This window comes from Bradyrhizobium sp. 1200_D9_N1_1, assembly GCF_052075915.1.
GTDB classification, from domain to species: domain Bacteria; phylum Pseudomonadota; class Alphaproteobacteria; order Rhizobiales; family Xanthobacteraceae; genus Bradyrhizobium; species Bradyrhizobium diazoefficiens.
The window spans coordinates 3,708,076-3,724,487 of record NZ_CP197226.1 but is presented as its reverse complement, the minus strand read 5'-3'; the positions used below and the strand labels follow the sequence as shown (position 1 = coordinate 3,724,487).

Sequence of the window (16,412 nt, the reverse complement as noted above, 5' to 3'; positions counted from 1 at the left end):
CCTGCGACGAGGCATGCAAGCCTCGTGTCGTCCGCCCTCATCCACACGCGCGCGTTTCGCGCCGGAACATGAACGGACCGCGACGACGATCCGGCGGGGGTCTAATTACATATCTCGGTTCGTACCATGACGCCGGTGTTGCTCTTCACATAATCCATGTGACAGCCCTTTGCGACCGGTCGGCAGCCGGCGCCGTTGCAGACCATCTGGCCAGAGGCTTGTGACTTTGGTGCCGTTGACTCGGTATTTCTGCGGTCGCTATCGCGCCTCCTGGAATCCTCGCGCGTCGCCACCGGCTTCTTCTCTTGAATCTTCTCGCATTCGTTGTCATCGCCGACGCGATAGCCGGCGCGGCAGGCGATCTTCGCGCATCGATCGCCGTCGGCTTTGAAGCCGAAATTACACACCAGCGGGCAGACGCGGCCCGGCTTTGCTTTTAACGCATCGAGTGCGTCAACACTTGCAAGCTTCGCGTCGAACTGGGTGCCGGCATATTTGTTGAACAGCGTCAGCGAGCGCTGCGTTGCGGCGTTCCAGTCGCCGTCGGGGGCGGTCGAAAGACAGCCGACGCGGCGCAGTTCGCTCTGCACGGATTTCGCGAGATCGCCGGGCGGCGGGGCGCTTGGCGGCGGCGACAGCGCGGCGACCTTCCTGCTTTCGGCATCAGCCGCCTGCTTGTCCGCGGCCTGCTTCGCTGCCGCCTCAGCCGCCGCCTTCTCCATCGCCCGCTTCTCCGCGAGCGACTTGGCCGCGGCAGCTTCCGCCGCCTTTCGATCTCGTTCGGCCGCCTCCGCCTTGGCCTGCTCGATCTGCTTGGCCTTCTCGGCCGCAATCCTCGCGTCTTCCGCGGCTTTGGCAGCGGCGGCAGCTTTCTCCAGTTCGGCCTTCTGGGCTCGTTCGGTCGCGAGCCTCGCCTTCTCCTGTTCGGCCAGACGCGCCTTCTCGGTCGCCAGCGTGCGATCCTCCTCGGCGGCAATCTTCTTCAACTGCACGCGGGCGAGGTTGGCGTAGAAGCCGTCCGGATAGGTCTGGAGGAATGCTTCCCAAGCTTCGCGCAGGCCGGCCTGAAGGGCAAGCTCGTAGTCCTTGCGCACGCTGTCCTGCGGGTTTGCCTGCGGACCGGCTGCGGCGGCCGGCCTTGCCGGCACCAGCGGCACGTCGCTGCCGCCCAGCGAGCCATAGACATACGGCTCCTGCTTGTTGCCGGTCTTCCTCAAGACGTCGTCACGGACAAACCCGAACGCCTTGCGCAGGTCGAGCCCGGGCTTCGGCAGGTGATCGGTCAGCGCGACCGCGAACGGGCTGTTCCGGGAGTCACCATCCGACGCCGTCGACCCCGCCTTGGCCGCAAACGCGATCATCGTGTTCGGACTGGTCGGCTCGACCTTGGCAAGCCCGCCACCAATCGCGCGCGAGGCCATGGTGCGTTTCATCGTCTTGGCAAAAGGGTTGTCGCGGCAGGCATCGAGGATGACGAGACGGAGTTGTTTGGCCGGTTCGACCGCATACAGCGCGCGGTCGAGTGCGATCGTCTCGTCGAGGACATCGCCATCGGTTTCAAGCATGGCATCGGTCGGAACGAGATAGTTGCTGCCGTCGAGCTCGATGCCGTGGCCCGCATAGTAGATCACCGCCATGTCGGCGTCGCGTGTCCTGGCCGCGAACTCGCGCAGCGATCGCCGCATTTCGCTGGCATTGAGGTCCAGTCTGATCTCGACCGTATCGAAACCCGCATTCCTGAACATGCCGCCGACCAGCCCGGCGTCGTTCACCGGGTTCGCGAGCCTGGGCGCGTTCTTGTAGGCGGAATTGCCGATGACGAGCGCAACGCGCTTGTCGGCGAGCGCGGGCGCGCTGGCGACGAGAGATGCAAAAACCAGTGTTAGAAAAAGTCGATTGATGCGCACGAAAAATCACCTACGGCCTTGACGCACCGGCCTAATTGCAGACCTCTGCCACATTCCCTTGACCGACCGCCCCAACCGCTCCCCCCGTTCCCCATGAACCGGTTGCGGCCACGAGCCTGCATCCGGACCGCACCGGACGACAGCCACTTGAGCCACAATAGATCTGGCCCGGTGATCGGGCTTGCGGGCTTGTGGGCGCGGCCTCCCTCTGTTGACGGTCGCTGTCTCGCTTCCTCGAATCCTCGCGCGTCGTCACCGGCTTCTTCTCAGGTATCTTCTCGCACTCGTTGTCGTCACCGACGCGGTAGCCGGCGCGGCAAGTGATCTTCACGCATTGATCGCCATCCGCTTTGGAGCCGAAATTGCACACGAGCGGGCAGACCCGGCCTGCCTTTGCCTTCAGCGCGTCGAGTGCGTCGACACTGACAAGCTTCACGTCGAACTGGGTACCGGCATATTTGTTGAACAGCGTCAGCGAGCGCTGCGAGGTGGCGCTCCAGTCGCCATCGGCAGCGGCGGACAGGCAGCCGACGCGGCGCAACTCGCTTTGCACGGATTTTGCCAGATCGGCGGCCGACAATGTGGATGCTGGCGCGGGCGAAAGGGCGGCAACTTTTTGCTCCGCCTCTGGTATCTGACGATCAGCCGTCGGCTTAGCGGGCTGCTCCGCCTTCTCGGCGGCCTGTTTGGCGGCGAGCTCGGCCTTCGCCTTCTCCGCGGCCTGCTTCTCGGCCAGTGCTTTCGCGGCTGCTGCCTCGGCGACCTTGCGCTGCTGCTCGGCGGCCTCGGCCCGCGCCTGCTCGATCTGCTTCTGCTTCTCTGCGGCAACCCGCGCCTCTTCGGCGGCCCTGGCCGCCGCGACCGCCTTCTCCTGCTCGGCCTTCTGGGCGCGCTCGGCAATGAGCCTTGTCTTCTCCTGCTCCGCCGCCTTGGCCTTTTGCTCGGCCGCCGCGCGCGTCTCTTCGGCGGCGATCTTGTTCAACTGGCCCTTGGCAAGGTTGGAATAGAATCCGTCGGGATATTGCGCCAGAAACGCTTCCCAGCCATCACGCGTGGCGAGCTGGAGCGCGAGCTCGTAGTCCCTGCGCACGGCATCCTGCGGATTGGCCTGTGGACCGGTCGCAATCGGGCGCGTCGGGACCAGCGGCACGTCGTCGCCGCCGAGCGAGCCGTAGACATAGGGCTCCTGCTTGTAGCCGGTGCTCTTGAGCACGTCGTCGCGCACGAAGCCGAAGGCCTTGCGCAGGTCGAGGCCCGGCTTCGGCAGGTGCTCGACCAGCGCGACCGCGAACGGGCTGTTCTTGGAGTCACCGTCGGATGCGGTCGAACCCGCCTTGGCCGCAAAGGCGATCATGGTGTTGGGGCTGGTCGGCTCGACCTTGGCCAGGCCGCGTCCGATCGCGCGCGAGGCCAGCGTGCGCTGCATGGTCTTTGAGAAGGGGTTGTCGCGGCAGGCGTCGAGGATGATGAGACGGAGCTGCTTGGCCGGCTCGACCGCGAACAGCGCACGCTCGACCGGGATAGTCTCGTCGAGAACGTCGCCATCGGTCTCCAGTGTCGCATCCGTCGGAATGAGATAGTTGTTGCCGTCGAGCTCGATGCCGTGGCCGGCATAGTAGATCACCGCCATGTCCGCGTCGCGCGCCCTGCCGGCGAACTCTCGCAGCATGCGCCGCATCTCGCTGGCGCTGAGATCAAGCCTGACGTCCACGGAATCGAAGCCGGCTTTCTTGAACATGCCGCCAACCAAGGTGGCATCGTTCACGGGATTGCCGAGCTTCGGCGCGCTCTTGTAGGCGGAATTACCAATGATGAGCGCGACCCGCCGGTCGGCATGCGCCGGTCCGCAGGCTAGGCCCATCGCAAATATCAACAAAGCAAATAGCCGAAGCGGAATCACTTTGCGTCCCCCCGGATGCAATTCCATGAGACTATTCGGAGTATGGCCGAATGCCAATTCTTCCATATGTGACATTAGTCACACAGGGGCTCGAACGACCTTCATGATCGAGCGGGGGAGCGTCGCCCTTCCGGCGCGGTCAGACCGACGCCGGGCTGCGTTTGGGCCTGCTACACCTGCACCACCTCGTGCCGCATCACGAACGGCGCGAGCAGGGTGTGCACCTCGCCCGCGACCGCCTCGCGCTGGTCGGCCGGCAGGCCCGCCAGCGTCACGGTGGCGATCGAGCCGTGGCTGCCATGAGCGCCGACCCTGACCTTGCAGTCGATGCCGCGCGCAGCGAGCGGCGCCAGCACCTTCGTGAACACGCGCTCGGCCGCGTCCCAGCGCAGCTGCGGCTTGAACACCTTGCCGACGCCGGTGACCGGCATCGGATCGATCGGGATGACCTGCACCGGCACGGCGGCGCGCTCCGGCGTGCGCTCGCGCACCCACGCCTCAAGCTCGCCCGGCTCGACCTTGGCACCCGGTTTCAACTGCACGTAACCGACCGGCAGTTCGCCGGCATAGGCGTCGGGCTGGCCGACCACCGCGGCGAAGCCAACGGCGGGATGGCGGAACATGATCTCCTCGATCGGCGCCGGATCGATGTTGTGGCCGCCGCGGATGACGAGATCCTTGGCGCGACCGGTGATCCAGAGATAGCCGTCGGCGTCCAGCCGGCCGAGATCGCCGGAATTGACCCAGACCTCGTCGACGAAGGCGCCCTTGTTGTGCTCGTCGTTGAGATAGCCGCCGAACACGCCGGGCCCCGCCATGATCACGACACCGATCTCGTCCGGCGCGCAGTCGCGGATCAGGCGGCCGTCGGCATCGAGCTGCACGATGCGCACGCGCGCATAGGGCATGGGCAGGCCGACCGAACCGAGCCGGATCGGCCGTGACGGATAAGCGAGCGTGTGCACGCTCGAGGTCTCGGTCATGCCGTAGACTTCGACCACCGGCAGCTTCAGTTTGTCCTGGATCGCCGAGCCGACGGCGACGGGGATCGCCGAGCCGCCGCCGGCAGCATATTTCAGGCTGGAGATGTCGGCATTGCCCGGCGGCACCGCCAGCGTTGCGGCGAGCACCGTCGGCACGCTCGACAGCGCCTCGGGCTTGAAGCGCTCGACGAGCCCCCAGATGTTCTTCACCGCATTCGGATTGCGCCAGCCGCTCGGCGACAGCACGACCAGCGAGCCGCCGCTCGACAGCGTCAGCAGCACCTGCGTCAGCGATCCGCCGACGTGAAACAGCGGCATGCCGAACAACAGGTTGGCACCGGGCCTCGACTTCAGCAGCAGGTTGAGCGCCCAGGCCTGGTAGACCTGGTTGGCATGGGTGTGCCGCACCAGCTTCGGCGTACCGGTGGTGCCGCCGGTATGGAAATAAGCGGCGATATCGCTGCCGAGAATCTTGCGTCCGCTGATCAGCCGGTCGGACGGCTGCTGCGCGATCAAATCGTTGAAAGCAAACACGCCGTTCGCCGGGTCGCCGCCACCGAACACCTGCACGATCGCCTTGAGATGCTTGAGCTGCGGGCGGATCTGCTCGACCTTCTGCCAGATGTCGGTGCCGGGCATCGGCCCGAGCGCCACCAGGATCTTCGTGTTCGCGGCCTCCAGGATTTCCGCGATCTGGTGCGACTCGAGCAGCGGATTGACGGGGTTGGCGATGCCGGCGGCTTCCGCGCCGAACAGCGTCACGAAGGCGTCGGGCACCAGCGGCAGCATGAAGCTGATGACGTCGCCCTTCTCCGCGCCGAGCGCGTGAAACATGTTGGCGGCCTGCGTGACGCGCGCCACGAAGTCGCGGTACGTGACCACAACCGGCGTATCGGCCGGATCGGCGTTTTGCAGGAACTGGATCGCTGCGCCGTCGGGATTGCGCGCAGCACCTAGCTTGATCGCGTCATAGGTGCTCTCGGCCGCGACGCGATCCGCGTAGGGGACCTGCTCGAAGGCCCGGACCTCTTCGTCAGTCGCCAGGTCCGGATAGTCGTTGCCAATCAGCCGATCGAGCGCGTGGATGCCCGCCATGGAATTCCGTCCTCCCTCAGGTGCATTTCCCCGCCTCCTGTCTTTTGACATTTTGGTCGGCGAGGCCTCGACCGATGGCCGGTCGAGCGCCAACACAATGAGGGATGATTTGCCGTTCGTCCATTGCCTAACGGCTGCAGCGACAGGGCTCATCCGGACGGAATTTGAACCTCCGCGCCCGATCCGGGGACCAAGAACATGCACAGGATTCGCCTGCCAGCGTCCTGCCGCAAGACTTGAGGTCATCATGACTATGCCCCTGCGGGATCGCATCGGACGGCTTACTATTGCGCTCGCCATCGCAGCGGCGATCGCGCTGCCCCGCGCGGGGCTCGCCGAGGACGGCCAGCTCGACAAGATGCGCGCCAAGATCACGGCCTTCATCGCGGACAAGATGGAGAAGCTGGGCGGCTCGCGCATCATCTACAAGGTGGACACCGACGGCTTGCGCGAGAGCGTCGTCACGGATTTGCGCGACGACGTCTACAAGACATTGCGCGAGGGCAAGATCGCCTTTTCCGGTCTTGCGATCCGCGACGGCGGCGTCGAATTGAAGATCGTGGACGCCAAGGGCCGCGAAGAGCTGAAGCGCAAGCTCGCCTCAGCCGCGGAGGGATTGCCATCGCATGCGCTCGCCATGATCGACGGCGGCGACGGACTGGTCCGGCTCGCGCCCACCGATGCAGCATCCGCCGCGCGGCTGCGCGATCTCGTCGAAGACGCCATCGCCATGATCGAGCAGCGCCTCAAGGATGCCGGCATCAGGCTCGCCAGCGTCCAGCCTGACGGCACGGACCGCATCCGGATCTTCCTGCCCGGCATGATGGAGCCCGAGCAGGTGACCAGAATCTTCGCCACCAAGGTCAAGGTCAGCCTCCGCCTGGTCGACCTCTCGATGCCGGCGGAGCAGGCCCAATCCGGTGCGCCGCCCGCGGGCACGGAAGTCCTGCTCGGTTTCAAGGACAAGCAGCCCTATCTGGTTGCCAAGGAGAGCGCGCTCGACGGCGACGACATCAGCTATGCCGGTCCCGGCTTTGCGAGCGGCACGAAGGACCCGATCGCCTCGTTCCGCTTCAACGGCCGCGGCACGCGGCGCTTCGCCCACATCACCTCAGAGAACGTCGGAAGACCCTTCGCTATCGTGCTCGACGACAAGGTGATCTCCGCTCCCGTGATCCGCGAGCCCATCACCGGCGGCTCGGGCCAGATCTCCGGCAATTTCACCCTGGAGGAAGCAAGCAGCGTCGCCATGATGCTGCGCGCCGGCTCGCTGCCGGGGCACCTCGGCCTGGTCGAGCAGCAGGTGATCCAGCCCGCCAGCAAGCCGTAAGGCGAAGATCGCCTCACGCCCCCCTCGTCGGGGGCCTCAGGTCGGTCAACGGCGCCGAAGTCCGCACCCCGGGGCCGAATCACAGGCCCGCCACGGCGATACGCGCAACCAACGGGCAATTGCCGAAACGCACGATCAGGCTAAAATTTGCCTCTTGCGGCATGACGGCCGAAGGCTCCATTCAAGCGGTCGTCATTCGATTTCGGCTATACGAATACCGACCAGGACTGAAGGCCTTACGCGGGGTTAGTACCATGCCGTCCGGCAGCGCAGACATTTCGTCGATCCTCGACCGCATTCTCGATGCGGCGACGGACAACCTCAGGATCGCGAAGATCCTGGTCCAGATGGGCCTCGATCCCAACAACGTCACCTACGACGCGATCTTCAATCGGATGCTGGAGATCTTTGTCCAAAACATCACCCTGGCCAATCTGTTCGCCGCGGTCGGCGCCGGCTTCTTCGTCGCCACCCTCCTGATGCGGACCATGGTGCCCCTGCGCGTCGCCAACATGGTCGGCTGTGCATTCTTCGCCGTGTTCGGCGCGCTCTCCGCCAACGTCTCGACCTTCCTGCTCTATCTGCTGCTGCTTCCGATCAACGCTCTTCGCCTGCGGCAGATGCTCAAGCTGGTCAAGAAGGCGCGACATGCTGCCGAAGGCGACATGTCGATCGAGTGGCTCAAGCCGTTCATGACCGAGCGCAAATATCGCCGCGGCGACACGCTGTTCAAACTGGGCGATCCGGCCAAGGAGATGCTCCTTACGGTCACCGGAAAATTCCTGGTCAAGGAGATCAATGTCGAGATCGGGCCCGGAGCTCTCATGGGAGAGCTCGGCTTCCTGACACCGGACAACCGGCGCACCGGAACGATCGAATGCGTCGAAGACGGCCAGGTGCTGACGATCACCTATGACCGCCTGCTCGAGATCTATTTTCAGGACCCGCAGTTCGGCTATTACTTCCTGGTGCTGACCAGCCAGCGCCTGCTGCAAAACATCGATCGCTTGCAGAAGCAGCTCGCCACGGAACGGGCGGCGACGACGAACAGGATCGCGTGACCGCCGCTCAGCTCAGCAGCAGCGCCATGCCGGGATCGCCCTTCTCCATCGCGCGCCGGTAGGCCGGCCGCGCACCGATGCGGCCGAGATATTTCACCACGTTCGGACAACGCTGGAGATCATAGGGCTGGAAGTAGCGCATCGTGGTCAGCGAAAAGCCCATCATGATGTCGGCGGTGGTGAAGGTGTTGCCGGCGAGATATTCGGCGTCACGAACCCGCGCGTCGACCAGATCGAAGGCGCGGTCGACGCGCCCTCTGGTCGCGACCAGCATCGGATTGTCCTCGGCGGGCCTGAGCCGGTTCAGGATCATCAAGCGGCCCATGCCGGCTTGCAGCGTGCCGTTGGCGAAGTGAAACCAGTACAAAAACTGCGCGAAATCAGGGTCGTCCGGGCGGAGCACGAGGCGCCCATTGCCGTATCTGGCCATGATGTAATCGACGATCGCGCCGGATTCGGCGAGCACGAGATCGCCGTCGGTGATGACGGGCGCCGCTCCGATCGGGTGCAGCGCCTTGTAGTCGGGAGGCGCCAGCATGGTGACGGAATCCCGAGCGTAGCGCTTGAGCTCATAGGGGATTTCGAGCTCCTCGCACAGCCAGACGATGCGCTCGGACTGCGACTTGCCGAGATGATGGACGGTGAGCATGGCGCCTCCTGCGGCCGTGGGATGGATCGTGATGCCGCATCATAGCATCGCCGTCACCCTTCGAGGCTCCGCTTGCGATGCGTGCGCATCGCAAGCCTCGCGCCTCCAGCGACAACCGCTTCGCGGTTGCGCGGGGATGACGAGATTGCGAGCAACGCGTTTGGGAAAGCCCTACCCCGCCTCGTCCGCCACCATCCGCGTCACGACACGGTCGCGGCGGATGAAGTGGTGCCAGAGAGCGGCGACGACGTGAACCGCGATCAGGGCGAGCAGCACATAGGCAAAGAGGATGTGGCGGTCCTCATAGGCGTTCGCCGCCGCACGGTCGGGAGAAGTGAATTGCGGCACGTGAAACAGGCCGAAGAAGTCCGAATAATCGGGCGCGTGCGCGCCGGAATGCGCCCAGCCGAGCATGACGACCACGATCACGGCGAGATACAGCGCACCATGGCTGATGCGGGCGGCCAGCCTCTGCCAGGGCTGGCTGTCGGCCGGCAACGCCGGCGTCGGGTTGACGACGCGCCAGACCAGGCGCAGCACCGTGAGCAGCAGGATCACATAGCCGATATCGGCATGGATCGAGCGGTAGAAGAAACGGTCGGGCCGCGCCGGGATGTGGTTCATCCACCAGCCGAAGCCGATCATACCGATGATCGTCAGCGCCAAAATCCAGTGCAGCCAGCGGGAAACGCTGCCCCAGCCGTTACTGGTGTTTCTGATCATGTCGGCTCCCCGGAATTCTGCGGATATGTCCCCGTCCGCAGTGCAACACCCGTGCTGATAGCGGGAACATGCGGCAATCGCGAAATTGAATCGTTCAAAATTGGCCCCAGGTGCCACCGCCGCAAAACCGCCCCAAAAACCGAATGGTAACCAAGACGCTTTAAGGTAACGACGTGACCAATTCCCCGACGATCCTGGTGTTCGATTCCGGCCTTGGCGGGCTCACGGTGCTCCGTGAGGTCGTGGCCACGCGCCCGGACGCGCATTACGTCTACGTCGCCGACGACGCCTTCTTCCCCTACGGCCACCACAGCGAGGACGAGATCATCGCCCGCGTCGTGCCGCTGATGGGGGAGCTGATCGGCACCCATGATCCGGACCTCGTCGTCATCGCCTGCAACACGGCGTCCACCCTGGTCCTATCGCACCTGCGCGCCGCTTATTCCCTGCCCTTCGTCGGCACGGTGCCGGCGATCAAGCCGGCCTGTGCGCAGTCGAAGAGCCGGCGCGTCTCGGTGCTCGGCACCAAGGGCACGGTGAAGCGCGAATACACCAAGGCGCTGATCCGCGACTTCGCGCAGGGATGCGAGGTGACGCTGGTCGGCTCGCCCGAGCTCGCCTCGCTCGCCGAACGCGCGCTCGGCGGCCATCCGATCAGCGACGACGACATCCTCGCCGAGCTCACCCCCTGCTTCGTCGGCGATGCCACCGACGCAGGCGCGCGTACCGACACGGTGGTGCTGGCCTGCACGCATTATCCGCTCCTGCTCGACCGGCTGACCAGGCTCGCGCCCTGGCCGGTGGACTGGATCGACCCGGCACCCGCCATCGCCCGCCGCGTATCGGATCTGCTCGGCCCGGCTATCGGCGGCATCATGCAGTCCGGCGCCGAGATGATCTTCACCTCGAACCGTGTGCATGACCTTTCGGCCACGCTGACGCCGTTCTTCGGCGGCCGCGCGCTGGCCTGACTTTCCGCGCCAACGACGCGCTGCTAGGCTTCGCCGTCGTCATCTCCGCGCAGGTTTTCTCATGTCGGTCCAGACCACGCCGCTCAACCGTCTCCGCCAATTGTGGCGCGAGGGCCGCCCCGCCTTCGGCGCCATCGCGACCATCCCGAGCGTGCAGACCGTGCAGATCATGGCGCGCTCGCTCGACTGGATCATCGTCGATCTCGAGCACGGGCCGATCGGCCTCACCGAAGCGCATGCGATGATCGCCGCCACGACCGGCACGCCGTGCACGCCGCTGGTGCGGATCGCGGCGAACGAACCGTGGCTTGCGAAAGCGCCGATGGACATCGGCGCCTTCGGCATCAATTTTCCGATGATCACGAACCGCAGCGAGGCGGAGAAAGCGGTGCGCAGCGTACGCTATCCGCCGCGCGGCGATCGTCTCTGGGGTCCCTTCCACGCGCCATTCCGCTGGGGCCAGTCGATGCCGGACTACATGGCCGGCGCCGACGACGAGATGATCTGCATGATCACCATCGAGCATGTCGACGCCGTCAACCGCATCGACGAGATCATGGCCACGCCTGGCATCGACGTCGCGGTGATCGGCCCCGGCGATCTCGCCACCTCCATCAACAAGCGCGGCCAGATGGACGATCCGGAGCTCTTGGAGCTGGTCGCGCGCGCCGAGGCCGGCATCCTCAAAAGCGGCGTGCCGATCGGCGGCGTCGCCCGCACCGCCGACCAGGCCAACGCCCTGGTCGACCGTGGCTACCGCGCCATCGCGCTCGGCTTCGACTGGTCGCTGTTCCAGCGCGGCATCATGGCGGCGTTCGAGGGCATCAGGCGCTGAACAGGCCGATTGCCACCTTGCCGGGAACTGCCGCGCTGCTAGGGTCGGCCCTTCCAGGGAGGAAATAATGCTCAAAAAGACTTTGCTCGCTCTGTCCTTCGCAGGCCTTGCCTTTGCGGCCTTCGCCCAGCAGCCCGCCATCAAGCGCACCCCACTCCAGAAGACCGATTTCCCGGACGGCTACACGACCCTGACCGCCATCGCCGAAGTGCCGCCCGGCGGCGCCGCTGGCCGTCACACCCATCCCGGGATCGAGACCGGCTATGTGCTGGAAGGCGAGGCCGATCTCCTCGTCGAAGGCCAGCCTGACAAGCACCTGAAGGTCGGCGATTCCTATCTGATCCCGGCCGGCGTCGTCCACGACGCCAAGACCCACGGCGATAAATCATTGAAAATCATTGGTATTTACGTCTACGACAAGACCAAGCCGCTGGCGACGCCAGCCCCCTGATGCGGCGAACCGACCGACCCTAAGCGGGTTGGTTCGTGCTAGAGCACGCGGCGAGCGGGCGACCCGCTCGCTGCACATATTTTAGTCCGCAGGAACCGAAAGACCGATGCGCGGGACGCCCAAGACCATTTCGCTGCCGCGCCGCCTGATCTGCGACCTGATGCGCGCGTCGATGGACGTGCCCTTCGTCTCGCTGTCCCGTTCGCTCAATATCCGCCCCCTGCTGGAGGCGCGCTCGGGCGCGATGGCGCCCGCCGGCTGGGCTGCGATGTTCGTCAAGGCCTTCGCCCTGGTCGCCAGGGACGAGCCGATTCTGCGCACGGTCTACGCCAAATGGCCCTGGCCGATGCTCTACGAGCTGCCGAAGAGTGTCGCGCTGGTGGCTATCGCGCGGGTCGAGGACGGCGAGGAATGCGTGCTGCCGCAGCGAATCGCAGCCCCGGAGGCTCTTTCCCTGGCCGCGGTCGATGCCGAGATCCGGCGCGGCAAGACGGCGCCGATCAACGACGTTCCCATGTTCCGCAAGATCATGCGGGCGACCCGCCTGCCGCTGCCGCTGCGGCGGCTGTCCTGGGCCATCGGGCTCAATTTCGGCCGGCAGCGGGGCAACTGGTTCGGCAGCTTCGCGGTGAGCTCGGTGGCCGCCTATGGCGGCGGCGAGCTGCACCCCGTCACGCCCGGCCCCTTCATCGTCAGCTATGGGGTGGTCGAGCCCGACCAGACCATCCATGTCGTGATCCGCTGGGACCACCGGGTCACCGACGCCGCCCCCATCGCCCGGATCCTGACCCGGCTGGAACAGGTCCTGAACACTGAAATCGCTGCCGAATTGCGGGCGGCCGGCCCGAAGCCGATCCGGGTGGTCGGGACGTGACCGCGCAGCGGTCATCCCGGGGCGGTGCGATAGCACCGAGCCCCGGATCTCGAGATTCTCAGGTGCGCAATTGCGCACCATAGTTCGGTGCTTCGCTCCCCCCGGAATGACGGCTAAAGAATTGACAGCGAACCCCAAACTCCCCTAAAAGCCGCCTGCTCGCGGGCCGATTTCGGCCCGCGAAGCGTTTCGCGACCCGTGGTCCTCTCCCTTAAGCTTTGGGGATCGGACCTGTCGGTGCCGGGCTTTGGCCTGTCACACAGGAGGGCGCGTTTCCTCAAACCATGCAACCGAAGAGGACGCGATGACTAAGCGCAGTGAGGCGAAGTACAAGATCGATCGCCGTATGGGCCAGAACATCTGGGGCCGCCCGAAGAGCCCCGTGAACCGCCGCGAGTACGGCCCCGGCCAGCACGGCCAGCGCCGCAAGGGCAAGCTCTCCGACTTCGGCGTGCAGCTGCGCGCCAAGCAGAAGCTGAAGGGCTATTACGCCAACATTTCCGAGCGCCAGTTCCACGGCATCTATGTCGAGGCGAGCCGCCTCAAGGGTGACACCGGCGAGAACCTGATCGGCCTCCTGGAGCGTCGTCTCGACGCGGTCGTGTACCGCGCCAAGTTCGTCTCGACGATCTTCGCCGCGCGCCAGTTCATCAACCACGGCCACATCAAGGTGAACGGCCGCAAGGTCAACATCTCGAGCTACCAGCTCAAGGTCGGCGACGTGGTCGAGGTCAAGGAAGCCTCCAAGCAGCTCGCCCACGTGCTCGAAGCCAGCCAGCTCCCCGAGCGCGACACCCCCGACTATCTCGACGTCGACCACGGCAAGATGACCGCGAAGTACATTCGCATCCCCGGCCTCTCCGACGTGCCGTTCCCGGTGCAAATGGAGCCGCATCTGGTCGTCGAATTCTATTCGCGCTGATAACGCGGCACACCAACGTTCAAAGGCCCCGGTTTTCCGGGGCCTTTTTGTTTGGTAGCATGCCATCGATGTCTCGGATGGCCGGCCAGTTCGCCAACACTCTGCCTTCGGCAATGCTGACTGAAGCGGCGATTCGAGCGTGGGCGGCCCTCTCCCGCGACCAGCAGGTCTGCCGATATCGGGGGCTGTTCGCTCATCCCGATTGCAATATGTTCACAGCGGACACGCCAGACGACATCCTTCTTGCCGCGCGACACCGCGTCGCTCAACGTTCCCGTGGCTGAGCACACGTCATCGGGCCCTGCCCAAACGATGCACGCAGTACGTCGCAATTGTTCGACTAGAGGAAATGACGAGACCAGCCATGCTCTACACCCCTGCCCCGATCGATCCCAAGGCGCCGCCGGTGCGCATCAATCTGCTGTCGGACACCCAGACCAAGCCGACGGCTGCGATGCGCGAGGCGATGGCGCGCGCCGAGGTCGGCGACGAGCAGGTCGGCGACGATCCGACCGTGAACGCGCTGTGCGAGCGCGTTGCGGATCTGCTCGGCAAGGAGGCCGCCGTGTACATGCCCTCGGGCACGATGTGCAACGTCACCGCGACGCTGGTGCATTGCCGGCCCGGCGACGAGATTCTCGCGCACGAGACCGCGCACATCATCGCCCGTGAGGGCGGCGCGCATGCCGCGATCGGCGGCTTCCAGGTTACGCAGCTCAAGGGCCCCGACGGCCAGTTCACGCCGGAGACGTTCCGGAAAGCTCTGCACCCGCGCACGCGCTACCAGCCGCCGCAGACCGTCGTCAGCGTCGAGCAGACCGCCAATATCGGCGGCGGCACGATCTGGAAGAAGGCCGCACTCGACGAGATCGTCGAGATCGCCAGGCAGCACGGCCTCGTCACCCACATGGACGGCGCGCGGCTGCTCAACGCCACGGTGGCGAGCGGCATCTCTCCGCGCGACATGACCGCTGGCTGGGATTCGGCCTGGATCGACTTCTCCAAGGGCCTGGGCGCGCCGATCGGCGGCGTGCTCGCCGGCTCGCGCGCCTTCATCGACGCGGTCTGGCAGTGGAAGCAGCGCCTCGGCGGCTCGATGCGGCAGGCCGGAATCTGCGCCGCCGCCTGCATCTACGCCCTCGACCATCACGTCGATCGCCTTGCCGACGATCATGCCCATGCGCGCGCACTCGCCCGCGGACTGTCGCAGATCGCAGGCATCGAGGTGCAGGAGCCCGAGACCAACCTCGTGTTCTTCAAGCCCGATGGCGCCGGCGTCCCCGGCGACAAGATGGTCGCCGCACTGCGCCAGCGCGGCGTGACGCTCGCGATGATGGACGGCCGCATCCGCGCCTGCACGCATCTCGACGTCAATGCGAGCCAGATCGAGGAAACGATCGGATACGTGCGCGAGATCGTGCGCGGGGCGTAAGTCCCGTAGCCCGCGATCAGCGCCCCATCGCCTGATAGATCAGCGTCTTCAGCGCCAGCTGGATCCGGCCGCGCTGCGACGGGGTCTGCACCATGAATATCCCGAACAGATCGTCTTCGGGATCGATGAAGAAGAAGGTGCCGCCGACGCCGTCCCAGCGATATTCGCCGAGTGGCCATGACGTACCCGCCGGCACGGACGTGCGCACCGCAAAGCCGAGGCCGTAGCCGGAGGACGCGCCCGGATAATAGTTCTGGTCGCGCGCGATTCTGGTCTCCGATCCGATATGGTCCGACGCCATCAGCGCAATGGTCTCGGGCTTGAGATAGCGCCGGCCGTCATAGGTGCCGCCGTTCAGCAGCATCTGCGCGAAACGGGCGTAGTCGCCGACGGTGCCAACCATCCCGCCACCGCCCGACTCCCAGGTCGCCGGCCGCCTGATATCGCGGACCTGCGTCGTCGGATTGATGTTGCGGTCCTCCGGCATCGGCTCGGCAATGCGAGGAAACTTGGCGGGATCGGCGACGAAGAATGCCGTCTCGGTCATGCCGAGCGGACCCAGCAGCCGCTCCCTCTCGAACTGGAGCAGCGTCTTTCCCGAGATCACCTCGACGACGCGTCCGAGCACGTCGGTGGAAAAGCCGTAATCCCACACCGTGCCCGGCTGCTCGACCAGCGGCAGCGTGGCGATCTTCGCGGCGAAGTCGGCATTGCTGAGATTGCGGTTGAAGAGCTTCGCCTCGGCATAGAGCTCGCGCACCGCGCCGCCGCCGTAATAGCCATAAGGCAGTCCGGAGGTGTGACGCATCAGATCCTTGATCGTCACCGGACGATCGAGCGGCTCCAGCGCCAGCCCGACCTTGCCGTCCTCGGCTCTCTTTTCGACGCCGACCTTCATGCCGGCAAAGGCCGGAATGTATTTTGAAACGGGATCGTCGAGCGCGAGCTTGCCCTCCTCGACCAGCATCATCGCCATCACGGAGGTGATCGGCTTCGACATCGAATAGAGGCGGAAGATCGTGTCCGCGCTCATCGAGATCTCGGTCGCGACGTCGCGGACGCCAAAATTCTCGTAATAGACCGGCTTGCCGTGCTGCTGGAGCAGCAGGATCGCGCCGGGTATCTTGCCGGTCGCGACCTCGTTGCGGATGTAGTCGGAGACTTTTGCCAAGCCTTCAGGCGAGAGGCTGTGCGCGGGGCGCCCCTCGTAGCCTGCTCTCGCGCTGACCACACCGACCAGAACGACGAGCGCCGCGATCAGCGCGCGGCGCCCGGTCAT

General features: G+C 65.4%; 14 protein-coding genes. 8 read left to right on the top strand and 6 right to left on the bottom strand.

Annotated features, from left to right (window positions below; translation table 11 throughout):
• Window positions 1–101: 101 nt before the first annotated feature.
• From AB5K84_RS17755 to AB5K84_RS17745, 3 genes are all read right to left on the bottom strand, one after another.
• On the bottom strand, window positions 102–1,901 hold the full coding sequence (locus AB5K84_RS17755; protein WP_246790689.1) for a caspase family protein: 1,800 nt from the start codon (window positions 1,899–1,901) through the stop codon (window positions 102–104).
• Between the two features lie 37 nt (window positions 1,902–1,938).
• Window positions 1,939–3,768 carry a caspase family protein gene (locus tag AB5K84_RS17750; protein WP_342714410.1) on the bottom strand — a complete coding sequence of 610 codons (1,830 nt, stop codon included), beginning with the start codon at window positions 3,766–3,768 and terminating at the stop codon, window positions 1,939–1,941.
• Window positions 3,769–3,977: 209 nt separating this feature from the next.
• Window positions 3,978–5,885, bottom strand: coding sequence for an acyl-CoA synthetase (locus tag AB5K84_RS17745; protein ID WP_110116519.1), 1,908 nt, complete (start codon window positions 5,883–5,885; stop codon window positions 3,978–3,980).
• 247 nt (window positions 5,886–6,132) lie between these two features.
• Between AB5K84_RS17745 and AB5K84_RS17740 the strand changes: the two genes are divergently transcribed.
• Window positions 6,133–7,215 carry a SecDF P1 head subdomain-containing protein gene (locus tag AB5K84_RS17740; protein ID WP_110116520.1) on the top strand — a complete coding sequence of 361 codons (1,083 nt, stop codon included), beginning with the start codon at window positions 6,133–6,135 and terminating at the stop codon, window positions 7,213–7,215.
• A 254-nt stretch (window positions 7,216–7,469) separates the two neighbouring features.
• The gene (locus AB5K84_RS17735; protein WP_028173384.1) at window positions 7,470–8,276 is read left to right on the top strand and encodes a Crp/Fnr family transcriptional regulator; all 807 of its coding nucleotides are present in this window, start codon (window positions 7,470–7,472) and stop codon (window positions 8,274–8,276) included.
• Between the two features lie 7 nt (window positions 8,277–8,283).
• Here the strand turns inward: AB5K84_RS17735 and AB5K84_RS17730 are convergent, their stop codons facing one another.
• Window positions 8,284–8,925: a glutathione S-transferase family protein gene (locus tag AB5K84_RS17730; RefSeq protein WP_110116521.1), complete on the bottom strand. Its 642-nt coding sequence runs from the start codon at window positions 8,923–8,925 to the stop codon at window positions 8,284–8,286.
• A gap of 171 nt (window positions 8,926–9,096) precedes the next feature.
• On the bottom strand, window positions 9,097–9,648 hold the full coding sequence (locus tag AB5K84_RS17725) for a cytochrome b (protein WP_110116522.1): 552 nt from the start codon (window positions 9,646–9,648) through the stop codon (window positions 9,097–9,099).
• A 173-nt stretch (window positions 9,649–9,821) separates the two neighbouring features.
• Here AB5K84_RS17725 and murI point away from each other — a divergent pair, with 173 nt between their 5' ends.
• The 6 genes from murI to AB5K84_RS17695 all read left to right on the top strand — a co-directional run bounded on the left by murI (window position 9,822) and on the right by AB5K84_RS17695 (window position 15,133).
• The gene (gene murI / locus AB5K84_RS17720; RefSeq protein ID WP_110116523.1) at window positions 9,822–10,619 is read left to right on the top strand and encodes a glutamate racemase; all 798 of its coding nucleotides are present in this window, start codon (window positions 9,822–9,824) and stop codon (window positions 10,617–10,619) included.
• A gap of 61 nt (window positions 10,620–10,680) precedes the next feature.
• Complete coding sequence (locus AB5K84_RS17715; RefSeq protein WP_110116524.1) at window positions 10,681–11,454, top strand: HpcH/HpaI aldolase family protein; 774 nt, start codon at window positions 10,681–10,683, stop codon at window positions 11,452–11,454.
• 67 nt (window positions 11,455–11,521) lie between these two features.
• Window positions 11,522–11,905, top strand: coding sequence for a cupin domain-containing protein (locus AB5K84_RS17710; RefSeq protein ID WP_060908139.1), 384 nt, complete (start codon window positions 11,522–11,524; stop codon window positions 11,903–11,905).
• Between the two features lie 106 nt (window positions 11,906–12,011).
• Window positions 12,012–12,779, top strand: a complete 768-nt coding sequence (locus AB5K84_RS17705) for an acyltransferase (protein WP_304564345.1) — start codon at window positions 12,012–12,014, stop codon at window positions 12,777–12,779.
• A gap of 304 nt (window positions 12,780–13,083) precedes the next feature.
• The gene (gene rpsD, locus AB5K84_RS17700) at window positions 13,084–13,701 is read left to right on the top strand and encodes a 30S ribosomal protein S4 (protein WP_011088452.1); all 618 of its coding nucleotides are present in this window, start codon (window positions 13,084–13,086) and stop codon (window positions 13,699–13,701) included.
• Window positions 13,702–14,065: 364 nt separating this feature from the next.
• Window positions 14,066–15,133, top strand: coding sequence for a threonine aldolase family protein (locus tag AB5K84_RS17695; RefSeq protein WP_162603624.1), 1,068 nt, complete (start codon window positions 14,066–14,068; stop codon window positions 15,131–15,133).
• Window positions 15,134–15,149: 16 nt separating this feature from the next.
• On the opposite strand, the gene AB5K84_RS17690 is transcribed toward AB5K84_RS17695, so the two are convergent.
• A complete protein-coding gene (locus AB5K84_RS17690; protein WP_162603625.1) occupies window positions 15,150–16,412 on the bottom strand; it encodes a serine hydrolase domain-containing protein in 1,263 nt (420 codons plus the stop codon).

Excerpts from the sequence above, each read along its gene's own strand:
- AB5K84_RS17740 (WP_110116520.1), top strand. The coding sequence starts at position 6,133 with ATGACTATGCCCCTGCGGGATCGCATCGGACGGCTTACTATTGCGCTC.
- AB5K84_RS17695 (WP_162603624.1), top strand. The coding sequence starts at position 14,066 with ATGCTCTACACCCCTGCCCCGATCGATCCCAAGGCGCCGCCGGTGCGC.
- AB5K84_RS17730 (WP_110116521.1), bottom strand. The coding sequence starts at position 8,925 with ATGCTCACCGTCCATCATCTCGGCAAGTCGCAGTCCGAGCGCATCGTC.
- AB5K84_RS17745 (WP_110116519.1), bottom strand. The coding sequence starts at position 5,885 with ATGGCGGGCATCCACGCGCTCGATCGGCTGATTGGCAACGACTATCCG.
- AB5K84_RS17705 (WP_304564345.1), top strand. The coding sequence starts at position 12,012 with ATGCGCGGGACGCCCAAGACCATTTCGCTGCCGCGCCGCCTGATCTGC.
- AB5K84_RS17715 (WP_110116524.1), top strand. The coding sequence starts at position 10,681 with ATGTCGGTCCAGACCACGCCGCTCAACCGTCTCCGCCAATTGTGGCGC.
- AB5K84_RS17750 (WP_342714410.1), bottom strand. The coding sequence starts at position 3,768 with ATGGGCCTAGCCTGCGGACCGGCGCATGCCGACCGGCGGGTCGCGCTC.
- AB5K84_RS17690 (WP_162603625.1), bottom strand. The coding sequence starts at position 16,412 with ATGACCGGGCGCCGCGCGCTGATCGCGGCGCTCGTCGTTCTGGTCGGT.
- rpsD (WP_011088452.1), top strand. The coding sequence starts at position 13,084 with ATGACTAAGCGCAGTGAGGCGAAGTACAAGATCGATCGCCGTATGGGC.
- AB5K84_RS17735 (WP_028173384.1), top strand. The coding sequence starts at position 7,470 with ATGCCGTCCGGCAGCGCAGACATTTCGTCGATCCTCGACCGCATTCTC.
- AB5K84_RS17710 (WP_060908139.1), top strand. The coding sequence starts at position 11,522 with ATGCTCAAAAAGACTTTGCTCGCTCTGTCCTTCGCAGGCCTTGCCTTT.
- AB5K84_RS17725 (WP_110116522.1), bottom strand. The coding sequence starts at position 9,648 with ATGATCAGAAACACCAGTAACGGCTGGGGCAGCGTTTCCCGCTGGCTG.